The 11,172-nt window shown below is 44.7% G+C and carries 11 protein-coding genes; 6 read left to right on the top strand and 5 right to left on the bottom strand.

The genetic code is table 11. From position 1 onward, the window contains the following. The 5 genes from IQR33_RS06380 to cobT all read right to left on the bottom strand — a co-directional run. A partial coding sequence (locus IQR33_RS06380; RefSeq protein WP_228013781.1) for a M3 family metallopeptidase occupies positions 1-1,425 on the bottom strand: 1,425 nt, incomplete at its 3' end. A 132-nt stretch (positions 1,426-1,557) separates the two neighbouring features. Beyond that, on the bottom strand, positions 1,558-2,172 hold the full coding sequence (cobC, locus tag IQR33_RS06375) for an alpha-ribazole phosphatase (RefSeq protein ID WP_017820880.1): 615 nt from the start codon (positions 2,170-2,172) through the stop codon (positions 1,558-1,560). A gap of 11 nt (positions 2,173-2,183) precedes the next feature. Next, the gene (gene cobU / locus IQR33_RS06370) at positions 2,184-2,717 is read right to left on the bottom strand and encodes a bifunctional adenosylcobinamide kinase/adenosylcobinamide-phosphate guanylyltransferase (RefSeq protein WP_042521941.1); all 534 of its coding nucleotides are present in this window, start codon (positions 2,715-2,717) and stop codon (positions 2,184-2,186) included. Next, on the bottom strand, positions 2,714-3,520 hold the full coding sequence (locus IQR33_RS06365; protein WP_193837427.1) for an adenosylcobinamide-GDP ribazoletransferase: 807 nt from the start codon (positions 3,518-3,520) through the stop codon (positions 2,714-2,716). The genes cobU and IQR33_RS06365 overlap by 4 nt, the downstream gene beginning before the upstream one ends. Further along, entirely contained in the window at positions 3,520-4,563 is a 1,044-nt protein-coding gene (gene cobT / locus IQR33_RS06360; protein WP_005377883.1) for a nicotinate-nucleotide--dimethylbenzimidazole phosphoribosyltransferase, read from the bottom strand. The genes IQR33_RS06365 and cobT overlap by 1 nt, the downstream gene beginning before the upstream one ends. Positions 4,564-4,811: 248 nt before the next feature. On the opposite strand from cobT, the gene IQR33_RS06355 reads away from it, so the two are divergent. From IQR33_RS06355 to cdd, 6 genes are all read left to right on the top strand, one after another. Then, positions 4,812-5,501, top strand: coding sequence for an NAD(P)H-binding protein (locus IQR33_RS06355; RefSeq protein ID WP_005377884.1), 690 nt, complete (start codon positions 4,812-4,814; stop codon positions 5,499-5,501). A gap of 200 nt (positions 5,502-5,701) precedes the next feature. Continuing rightward, positions 5,702-7,075: an L-cystine transporter gene (locus IQR33_RS06350; protein WP_193837428.1), complete on the top strand. Its 1,374-nt coding sequence runs from the start codon at positions 5,702-5,704 to the stop codon at positions 7,073-7,075. Between the two features lie 157 nt (positions 7,076-7,232). Beyond that, complete coding sequence (gene sbcB / locus IQR33_RS06345) at positions 7,233-8,654, top strand: exodeoxyribonuclease I (RefSeq protein ID WP_193837429.1); 1,422 nt, start codon at positions 7,233-7,235, stop codon at positions 8,652-8,654. 55 nt (positions 8,655-8,709) lie between these two features. Continuing rightward, on the top strand, positions 8,710-9,084 hold the full coding sequence (locus IQR33_RS06340) for a CidA/LrgA family protein (RefSeq protein ID WP_005397786.1): 375 nt from the start codon (positions 8,710-8,712) through the stop codon (positions 9,082-9,084). Position 9,085: 1 nt separating this feature from the next. After that, positions 9,086-9,763: an LrgB family protein gene (locus IQR33_RS06335; RefSeq protein WP_171344747.1), complete on the top strand. Its 678-nt coding sequence runs from the start codon at positions 9,086-9,088 to the stop codon at positions 9,761-9,763. A 431-nt stretch (positions 9,764-10,194) separates the two neighbouring features. Then, positions 10,195-11,082, top strand: coding sequence for a cytidine deaminase (cdd, locus tag IQR33_RS06330; protein ID WP_005377892.1), 888 nt, complete (start codon positions 10,195-10,197; stop codon positions 11,080-11,082). Positions 11,083-11,172: the final 90 nt, after the last annotated feature.

The raw sequence follows: 11,172 nt of genomic DNA, 5'->3' as shown, positions 1-11,172 counted from the left end.
GGTTAACTCTCCATCCTGGCGGCGTTCATAGAACGATTTTTCAAACTCGTAGCGAACCGGAATGTTGATCATTAAAGCTAGCGCCGATGACAACTCTTCCCACAACATCTCGAGCTTTTCATCAACGCTCTCAGCTTTCGAAATCAAATGATCACGAACGATGTTTTCTGCAAAGATAGAGGCGGTTTCTGCTAACGTCATTGGGTAGTAAGTTTGGCAAAGTGGCAAATCACGAATAACCCAGTTATGGAACGCATGGCCAAGTTCATGTGCCAGAGTCATAAGGTCTGAACGGCTGCCACTCCAAGTCATAAACACAAGTGGTGTTCGCGTTGCTGGCAGTTTGGTGCAGTATGCGCCAAGACGCTTGTTAGCATTTGGCGCGGCATCAATCCAACCATTTTGTACCATCAAACGGACAAATTCCGACATCTCAGGGTTTACTGTTTCAAATGCTTCACAAATAACCTCAATCGCTTCATCAAAGTCGTAAACCTTCGCTTCACCGCTCAAAGCAGGCATAGCCGCCAGATGATTCCAAGGTTTCATCTCATCCAGACCATGTACTTGCGCCATCAATAAACCCGCTTTCTGACCAATAGCTCGACTGTCTTTGGCTACGGTCATCATCGCATTTAAAGTTTCAGCTTGGATTCGGCTACCATGCAAACTCGGCTCTAGGAAGTGAACTTCACGCTTCGTAGAACGCTTTTTGTTTTCAGTTAAGCGCCATCCTGCTAACGCATTCAAAATCGCAGCGAATGATTCTTGGTGCGTTTGCATTGCATCTTGTACGCCTCGCCACGCGGCTTCTTGACGCTCGAATTCAGAACCATAAAGAATGCTTGCCGCTTGAGAAAACCCAAGCTCTTCACTATTACCATCTGTGTACTCAAGCTTCACTTTCAATGAGCCAGTCAGGTTATCGTATAGGTTACCCCAAGCCGATTTGCCATCCACACTCATCGCAGCCAGTAACTGTTCTTCTGCGTTGCTAAGACGAGTATCCGCCAACTTTCTAGAATTCAAGATAGAAAAAGCTTGCCCACTGATATCAGGATTCTCATGGTCTAACACGCGCAAGATAAACTCTTCGTCGGCATGCGTTAGTGTCAAATCAAAGGGACTGAACGCTTGGGAAAGCTCCGAAAAGATGCGGGTCATTTTACCAAGTAACGATTTCGCTTCGGCGTTTGTTGCATCAACAGAAGCATAACAACTCGCAAAATTTGCAACTGTGCCCGCTAAACGACTCGCAGCTTCATTGGTCAAAATCGCATTTTGCATGATCTCTACGTTGCCACAATCTGCTGATTGTTTATTCAAAAGATCAATACATTGTTCCACAAGAGCAATATCGTCTTGAATTCGTGGGTCAGAAAGGTCGTTATAAACGATGGACAAATCCCAACTCGGCGTTGTCATTTCTATATTTCCTTTTTATGTAACTGAGTCAATTTTCGCTTCCTGCACCTAGCAGATGGGCTTCCACTGACATCTTCCGTGACTATGCCCGTAAGCAATATCGTTCTGGGCATTTTAATATTTATAAATAAATTAACGAGTTAAAAGAGGTACGCCAATCGAACGCACCGAGGCGTAAATTTGCTCATCTATGGTAATTGTTACATGCGTGACAGAAGCGTTTCCTATCGACAACGTCGAATACCACTTTGGGTTACGCCAATCTAACTCCAATACATGAGCAAGAATCATACGAATGACGCCACCATGCGTGACGATAAGTAGATTGTCATTGATATCGTTGATGATTTGAGACCAAACGCGACATATGCGCTCAGAAAATGTGCTTAAGCTCTCAGCATTCGGCAACGTATGTTGTGCTGGCGATTGCCAAAAAGCATCTAGCTTTTTCCACTGCTCAGTGAGCATATCAAAAGGCATACCATCAAAATCACCAAATGCCATCTCTTGTAAAGACTCATCCGTCATTACTGGTAATAATTGCTGTTCAGCAATGATGTTTGCCAGTTCTTGACAGCGTGAAAGCGGAGAAGAAATTATTCCACCCACACCTCGTCCACTCTCGGCCCAAGCCCGAGCAATACTCTCTTGATCAGCAGGCGTAACTTTTACATCTGTTTGGCCATGGAGTCCTGGTGGAGCGTCTACTTTTCCATGACGCACAAGATAGATATTGAGTGTTTTCATTTTGTTCCATCCTACTCTTTAAGAACCAACGGCAAACCAGCAGCAACAAAGGTAACGCGATGGCAAACACTGGCTAGTTTTTGATTCATCCGTCCTGCATTATCCACAAAATAACGACTAACCGCCCCCAAAGGTACAATGCCCATTCCAACCTCGTTAGAGACGAATATTAACGTCGCATCTGAGCCACGTACCACCTGTATAAGCTTTTCAATTTCTGCTTCTAGCTTCTCATTGGAACATTCATCACCTAACTCAAATATCCAATTGTTGAGCCACAAGGTTAAACAGTCGATCAATACAACATCGGTGATAGCGAAATTTGTCAGTAACTCAGATAAATGAAGGGGGCATTCATGCTCTTGCCACTCGCCCCCGCGTTGCTTTTGATGATGCGCTATTCGCTCTCGCATTTCTTGGTCAAATGGCAGCGCGGTTGCAACATAGTGTAATGCTCGCTGAGAAGCGACCGATAATTGCTTAGCTGTTTTTTCTGCCAAATGCGACTTCCCAGAGCGCGCGCCACCGAGTATCAATTGCTTCATGAGGAGTGATACAACCCAATCATAGTGAGATAAATAAGCAGCTCCGACAACTGTTGCGCTGCGCCAAGGCAATCCCCCGTAAAGCCGCCAATTCTCTTGATTAACCAACGTTTGAACATCAAACGAAATACCACGAGAACAAGCGATATCAAGATCGCATCCGCGATACCAAGCACAAGCAATGTTACGCCACCAGTAAACAACAAAATGGAGACTTCTAGAGAAGACTGGCGACTTGCTAGCGGTTTACTTTTCGACGTATCACTGTCACTGACATAAGGCATGTCATAAATAAGCGTCGCTGCTAGTGCTCGGCTTGCGGTGTAAGCGACGACAATGACCAACCAAAAGTGCGGCAAGTTAGCCAGTTCACTCCAAAAAACATACTTAGCCAATAACACCATAATGAGAGTGGCGGCACCATAAGTGCCAATACGACTGTCTTTCATAATAGAGAGGCGTCGCTCTACGGTCATGCCACCGCCAATGCCATCCGCCATATCGGTCAAGCCGTCTTCGTGAAAAGCCCCAGTTAACAATAAGCTAAACACCATCGTTAATACTATGGCAACCGACTCTGGGAAAAAAATTGAGGTGAGCGAGAATACCAAAGCGCAAAGTGCTCCAAGCACGAGACCAACTAACGCAAAGTAACGGCCTGCCTGATTCATGCGTTCTTCACTGTAAGGCAACGCTTGGGGCACGGGTAAGCGGCTAAAAAAACTGGTAGCTAATAGAAATAACTCCCACTGGTATCTTAACGATGACGGCGTGACTTTCTCAGAATTATCAGGGACTGACACTATACTGTAACTCCTGCACTCTCGAAGCTCGCCATTTTGTTGTAAAACTGAGCGGCAGCTTTTAACAAGGGTAAGGCAAGAGCGGCTCCTGTTCCCTCCCCTAGCCGTAAACCAAGGTCGAGCAGAGGTTCTGCTTTAAGATGTTCCAATACAAATTTATGTCCATTTTCTTCAGAGCGATGGGCAAACAACATGTATTCACGCGTTTCTTCGTCTAACAACGTCGCAATATAAGCCGCTACCGATACGATAAACCCATCCACTAAAACTGGAGTTTTAAGCCGCTTGGCTTCTAAAAAAGCGCCCACCATTTGTACGATTTCAAAACCCCCAACCTGTGCGAGAATCGCTTTGGTATCAAGACCTCGACATCGGTTTACCCCCTGTGCTACCAGTTTATATTTGCGGCTCAACTGCTGTTGATTGATTCCGGTGCCAACGCCAACACAATAATCAATATCTAATGAGCTCAGCGCCGATAACAGTGCTGAGGCCGAACTGGTATTACCGATGCCCATCTCGCCGAACATTAAGAGGTTTGAACCATGCAAAATGGTATGCTCAGCAATCTTCGCACCATATTCTAAACCTAACGCCACTTGTTCTGGGGACATCGCGGATTGTTTAGAAAAATTAGCCGTACCGTTACCCAACCGTTGTTCAACCAAGTTGGGATGGGATTTAAATTCTGGAACCAGCACATCAATAGGAGCCAACATGCCGCAATCTATTACTTTGAGTTGAATGCCATTAATGTCGCAAAAACAGTTGATGGCTGCGCCGCCAGCGAGAAAGTTAGCCACCATTTGCTGAGTGACTTCGCTTGGCGCAATGCTCACACCCTCCTCTGCAACGCCGTGATCTCCAGCAAATACCAGCATGCTCGGTTTGCAGATAGCGATGGAATCAACTGGCTGAGGTTTATTCTGACTTTGAATAAGAGCTAACTGCAGTGCCACCTTTTCCAATAAGCCTAAAGAACCGACGGGTTTGGTTTTGTTATCTATGCGTGCTTGTATCTCCGCAGCAAAAGAGTCATCCATTTTTTACGTTCCTTTGATGTTGTCTGGGTGAGAGGTGTTCTGTTGTTCAAGAGGTCTTGTTCAGCGACAGTTTTTGCGCGCCCACTATTGTATACACTTGCATCCAATTGGGGCAGCGCTAATCAAGTTTATCTCAGGATAGTCTGCCGAGTTCGCAGAGCGTCTCACCTTTCTTGCACGAGATTATAAGTAACTCGTTGAAATCCGCTACAATAGCTTAGACTATGTTCCCATATAGGAGAAAAGATATGGATAACAACACCTGCGCAATCATCGCCGGTGCAACTGGCTTAGTAGGCTCAAAAGTCATTGCAAACCTCATAAATCAATCAGGTGTTGGAACATTATATTATCTTTCTCGCCGCCCACTCGATGGCGTCCTAGATGTGGACAACAAGCTTATTCCTCTCATTGATGCAGACCTTTCTATCCACCAATGGGATGAGAACCAACCAACACCAACCATCGGCTTTATCTGTTTAGGCACGACCCTTAAGCAAGCAGGCAGTAAGGATAATTTGCGTAGAGTAGATGTTGATCTGGTGTGCAAAGTCGCCCAACAAATGAAAACAATCGGAGTCAAACGCCTTGCGGTTGTTTCTAGCCTCGGTGCAAATAGTAAATCGCCATCCCATTACTTAGCTTGTAAAGGACAAATGGAACAACGAATCGAAGCTATGGATTTTGAGGAAATCGTATTTGTTCGCCCAGGCCCGCTTGTTGGTCAACGTCAAAACCCAAGAATGGACGAGAAGTTAGTACAAACTCTGTTTAAGGTAATTCGCCCACTTATGCTAGGCAAACTGTCCAACTTTTTACCTATTCGAGCAGAAGATGTCGCCAAAGCGATGATTTATCAACTTTTCAGTTATCAAGAAGACTCGGTGGTTTACTTACAAAGGAAAGAAATGCGTGAATTACTGCATCACTACGAATAACCATTTTGTACAATTAACGTGCTAATTCACACTCTCACGCGACTTAGATCTCGTTTTTATATTCATTTTAGATCTAGCTAATACCCGTTTGTCATTTTTAAAGTTATATCACGAGCGTTATCTTACGCTCCATAAATAAATCCGTATAAAACCCCGTATAAAAAACAACCGCCACTTCGGCTGGTTGATAAGGTCAAATTATGAATTTTGCAGTGATAGCCTCTCTAGCCGTCTTTGTTGGAATATTGTTCTTTCTATTTAATCAGCAACAAAAGAAACACACTCTTTCACGTCTCGTTTTGATCGGTCTTGTTACCGGTTCTCTTTTTGGTCTTGCTTTGCAACTCATTCACGGTGAAGGCAACAGCGCAATTGCTCAAACACTTGAATGGGTAGGCATTGTAGGCAGTGGCTACGTTGGTCTACTGAAAATGGTCATCATGCCACTAGTATTGGTATCGATGATCTCTGCAGTTGTTAAGTTGGAGAAAGGTGGATCTTTAGGTAAAATTTCTGGCCTGACCATCTCTGTTCTTCTAGTAACGACTGCAATTGCTGCAATTATCGGTATTTTGGTGACAACGACATTTGGCCTGTCAGCAGAAGGGTTAACTGAAGGTGCGCGTGAAACCGCTCGTATCGCCGTTTTAGAAAGCCGTGCCGGTACAGTAAGTGACTTAACTATTCCTCAAATGCTAGTTAGCTTCATTCCAACCAACCCATTTGCTGATCTAACAGGTGCTCGCTCGACATCAATTATCGCTGTTGTGATTTTCGGCGTGTTAACTGGTATCGCCGCTCGTAAAGTGATGATGGAAAAAGCAGAGTTGGAATCACCGATTCGTACTTTCGTAGAAGCTGCTCAATCTATCGTTATGCGACTAGTGAAGATGATCATGGCCCTAACGCCATACGGCATCGCAGCACTGATGGCAAAAGTGGTAGCGACATCAAGCGCAGGCGACATCCTAAACCTACTTGGCTTTATTGTGGCGTCTTATGTTGCTATCGCACTGATGTTTGTTGTTCATGGCGTATTAGTCTCTTTTGTCGGCGTTAGCCCTGCGGAATACTTTAAGAAAATCTGGCCTGTACTGACCTTCGCGTTTACATCTCGTAGCTCAGCAGCAACAATTCCACTAAACGTAGAAGCGCAAATCACGAAGCTTAACGTACCACCAGCGATTGCAAACCTATCAGCATCGTTTGGTGCCACTATCGGCCAAAACGGCTGTGCGGGTATCTATCCTGCAATGCTTGCAGTGATGGTAGCTCCGACAATGGGCATCAACCCACTTGATCTACACTTTATCCTGTCATTGATTGCGATTATCACCATCAGCTCATTTGGTATTGCAGGTGTCGGCGGCGGTGCGACGTTTGCAGCCTTGATTGTTCTTCCTGCAATGGGCTTACCTGTGACCATCGCGGCACTGCTTATCTCTATTGAACCACTGATTGACATGGCACGTACCGCACTAAACGTTTCAGGCTCAATGACTGCGGGTACAATTGCTAGCCGAGTGCTGAAGTCACCAGAAAGTGAAGCAACATTGGAAGAAACACGAGCATAGAACTCAAATTCCTTCCAAAGCGATAAAACATAAAATATCAAGCCGATGGTTCGCCATCGGCTTTTTTCATTTTCAAAAATTCAACTTGCATCTTTCGTTGCTAGTCAAGGCGTTGAATGGTCTAATACTGTCATCGGTTTTGTAAACGGTAAGCAGAATGCACCAAGATAATCAGCCCACTTTTTTCTTCTTTGATTATGAGACATGGGGAACCAACCCCGCGAAAGATCGCCCAAGCCAGTTTGCTGGTGTTCGTACAGATGAAAACTTTAATATCATCGGCGAGCCTTTAGTCATGTACTGTCAACCACCGGCTGATTATCTTCCGTCTCCTGAAGCTGCGCTTATTACTGGTATTACTCCGCAAAAAACGGTTCAAGAAGGCCTTTCTGAGCCAGAGTTTATCGCTAAGATTCACACTGAACTCGCGAGACCAAATACCACCAGTTTAGGCTACAACAGCATTCGCTTTGATGACGAAGTGACCCGTTATACTTGTTATCGCAACTTTATCGAACCATACGCATGGAGTTGGCAAAACGGTAACTCACGTTGGGATTTACTCGATGTACTACGCGCGTGCCATGCCCTTCGCCCAGAAGGCGTAGAATGGCCAGAAAACGAAGATGGCTTCACTAGCTTTAAATTAGAACACTTGTCTGTGGCTAACGGCATAGAGCATAGTAACGCGCACGATGCCATGGCAGATGTGGTTGCGACTATCGAAATGGCAAAGAAAGTAAAAGCAGCGCAACCAAAATTGTTTGATTACTTTTTTTCTATGCGCCAAAAGCGCAAGCTCAATGATTTAGTCGACATCGTCAACATGACACCGTTGATGCACGTTTCAGGCATGCTAGGGCGCGAATGCCAGTACACTAGCTGGATTGTGCCTGTTGCTTGGCATCCAACCAATAATAACGCCGTTATCACCATCGATTTAGCGAAAGACCCTCAACCTATTCTTGAGCTATCCGCAGAAGAGCTGCACGAAAGACTCTACACTAAGCGCGAAGATCTTGGTGAATTGCTACCAGTGCCAGTTAAACTAGTTCATTTGAACAAATGCCCTATTCTCGCCCCTGCAAAAACGTTAACGGCTGAAAATGCGGAGTCTATTGGCATTGATCGCCAGCAATGTCTCGCTAATCTCGCTTTGTTGCGCCAACATCCTGAAATTAGAGAAAAGCTGATTAGCCTCTTTTCAGTCGAGCGTAAATTCGATAAAAGTGATGACGTCGATACACAGCTTTACGACGGGTTCTTTTCTCCGGCTGATCGCGCAGCTATGGATATCATTCGAGAAACCGACCCGAATAATCTTGCTGCATTAGACATTGAATTTGATGACAAGCGTATTAAACCTCTATTGTTCCGCTATCGTGCGCGTAACTTCCCAGGCACATTAGACGAGCAAGAACAAAGACGCTGGGCACTACACTGTCGAGAAGTGTTTGAAAGCCAAATTGAAGAGTACATGCTGAATTTAGAAAACTTAGTTCACGAACATGAAAGTGACGAAAAGAAGATTGCGATATTAAAATCCGTGTACCGTTATGTAGAGAGCTTAGCTTCCTAACTCCTCCTAATACAAGCGCACCTTATGGTGTGCTTGTTGTTTATATACTGTCAAAATGATTAAAGAACGATTCTTACAACTGATCCAACTGCTCATTTCAATCTTCCTCATCATGGGAGCACTTGGCATCGGAATTACCATTCAAAAGTTCACTGGCGTTTCCGTTCCAGGAAGTGTCATCGGTATGCTCGTACTGTTTTTCTCCATGACTCTTGGGCTTGTAAAAGTCGACTGGGTCAAACCGGGCGCCACGCTATTTATCCGCTATATGATCTTATTGTTCGTTCCTATTAGCGTCGGATTAATGCAACATTTCGATATGCTACTCGCTAATGCCCTCCCTATCATTGCCAGCGCAGTTGGAGGCTCACTCATTGTACTAGTCAGCCTCGCTTGGCTGCTGGACTACTTGCTAAAGGAGAAACACTGATATGTGGTTAGTTGTTACCATTGCGGTTTTTCTTATCGCTCGCCAAATCGCAATCAAAGTGAACAATCCTCTAGCAAACCCTTTGCTGATCAGTATCGCAGTGCTCATTCCTTTGCTTACTTACTTAAATGTGCCATTTGAAAAGTATTATGCGGATAACGAAGGAATTAGCTTTTTGCTTCAACCTGCTGTAGTTGCTCTGGCTTATCCACTATATGAACAACTACCACAAATTAAAGCAAACTGGCGAATCATCACTTTCGCTTGCACAGTAGGCAGTGTGATGTCGATGATGACAACCACCTTGATCGCAGTCGCTTTCAAAGCAGATATCAGTTTAATCGCAAGTCTAGTGGGTAAATCCGTCACTACGCCAATAGCAATGGAAATTTCGAGTCACCTCGGTGGTGAAGCTGCCGTTGCGGCGATCTTGGTTCTGATTGTTGGTTTATTGGGCGCGATTTTGGCATACCCAATTTACAACTTAATTGGAATTAAACACCCGATTGCACGTGGTCTGACAATGGGTACAGTCTCTCATGCCTTAGGCACCGCTACTTGTGCAGAGAAACAGCCCATAGATGCCGCGTTCTCATCACTCGCATTGGTTTTATGTGGGATCATAACTTCTATTTTGGCTCCAAGTTTTTTTGCTTTGGCGGTCTGGCTATATCAATAGTTAAGCGCTCTCGGTCTGCCCTCCTTCCGGCAGGCCGTAGCCTTTCCGTTTCTTACTTATCCCTTTTCAAAACCCTATCTTATCTATCAAACTCACCCAGTAATATCGTGAAGGGACTTGACTGAGATATACATTCATAGCATTAGCATTCTAGCTGCTACCACTCGCTCTAGATTACGTAAGTATAAAGTAGCATAGCGGTAAAAGTCGCGTTGGTAACATACTCCTGCTCCTTGGTCATATGAATATATACTGATATGGTTAATTGTGAGACGGAGATAACGCTTCACACCTGTGCAATCGAATACATGTGTGAGCTCACTCTAATTATGTAACAGAATTATCAATTGCATTATTTATCGTGATCTAACGCACGGAACATTTCTATCTTTCACATAGAATAACTGTCCATGCAATAACAAGGATTCAACATGAAAAGTCGCATTGAACAGGCGCTAGCAGGCGCTCCAGAAGCACTTTCCAAACAACTTGCTCCTATCATCCAAGCTGATGATTTTGATGCTACGCTTTCAGTTCAACAATTTGAGCAGTTGCTTTCAGCTACCGGTCTATCAGACAAAGAGCTTCGTGTTGCGCTACTTCCTTTTGCCGCAGCGTACTCCTATGCTCCCCTTTCTGACTTTTATGTCGGCGCTATCGTTCGTGGTCTTTCAGGTCGCCTTTACTTCGGTGCCAACATGGAATTCTTTGGTGTACAGTTGGGTCAAACGGTTCACGCAGAGCAGTCTGCGATTAGCCATGCTTGGATGAAAGGCGAACGTGGTGTTAAGGATATCACTATCAACTTCAGCCCATGTGGTCACTGCCGCCAGTTCATGAATGAGTTATCTACCGCAAACGAGCTTAAAATCCAGCTCCCAGAACGCGAAGAAAAGTCACTTCATGAATACCTGCCTGAAGCCTTTGGACCAAACGATCTCGGTATCGAGTCCGGCTTAATGGCAGAAGTTAAACACCAATTCTCATGTGATGATGAAGACGCACTCATCCAAAGTGCAGTTGAAGCGATGAACATGAGCCACTCTCCATACACCAACAACTTGAGTGGTTTAGCATTAGAGATGACTAGCGGCCGTGTATTCCAAGGCGCTTATGCAGAAAATGCAGCGTTTAATCCTAGCTTGCCACCGCTACAAGTTGCGCTAATCCAAGTTTTACTTGCGGGTGAAACCTTTGACAGCATCAAAGCCGCTGCATTGGTAGAAAACTCTGAAGGTAAGATCAGTCACTTAGCCGATACGCAATCAACGTTGGAAGCGTTGAATCCAGATATTCCGCTTAGTTTTGTCAACGTATAAACGACAAATTCAACAAAAAGCTCTACAACATGTAGAGCTTTTTTATTACCTAAAAACCAAAAGCAAACGTTTGCTTTGTCATGAAACTTG

The sequence above is a fragment of the Vibrio sp. OPT46 genome, assembly GCF_015163535.1.
GTDB lineage: Bacteria > Pseudomonadota > Gammaproteobacteria > Enterobacterales > Vibrionaceae > Vibrio > Vibrio alginolyticus.
Note: the sequence above shows the minus strand (reverse complement) of the source record. Positions and strands in the feature narration are given on the sequence as shown.

What these genes read in the sequence shown, in the direction of transcription:
- cobC (WP_017820880.1), bottom strand. Translation starts at nt 2,172, where the DNA reads ATGAAAACACTCAATATCTATCTTGTGCGTCATGGAAAAGTAGACGCT.
- cobU (WP_042521941.1), bottom strand. Translation starts at nt 2,717, where the DNA reads ATGAAGCAATTGATACTCGGTGGCGCGCGCTCTGGGAAGTCGCATTTG.
- cobT (WP_005377883.1), bottom strand. Translation starts at nt 4,563, where the DNA reads ATGGATGACTCTTTTGCTGCGGAGATACAAGCACGCATAGATAACAAA.
- IQR33_RS06355 (WP_005377884.1), top strand. Translation starts at nt 4,812, where the DNA reads ATGGATAACAACACCTGCGCAATCATCGCCGGTGCAACTGGCTTAGTA.
- IQR33_RS06350 (WP_193837428.1), top strand. Translation starts at nt 5,702, where the DNA reads ATGAATTTTGCAGTGATAGCCTCTCTAGCCGTCTTTGTTGGAATATTG.
- sbcB (WP_193837429.1), top strand. Translation starts at nt 7,233, where the DNA reads ATGCACCAAGATAATCAGCCCACTTTTTTCTTCTTTGATTATGAGACA.
- IQR33_RS06340 (WP_005397786.1), top strand. Translation starts at nt 8,710, where the DNA reads ATGATTAAAGAACGATTCTTACAACTGATCCAACTGCTCATTTCAATC.
- IQR33_RS06335 (WP_171344747.1), top strand. Translation starts at nt 9,086, where the DNA reads ATGTGGTTAGTTGTTACCATTGCGGTTTTTCTTATCGCTCGCCAAATC.
- cdd (WP_005377892.1), top strand. Translation starts at nt 10,195, where the DNA reads ATGAAAAGTCGCATTGAACAGGCGCTAGCAGGCGCTCCAGAAGCACTT.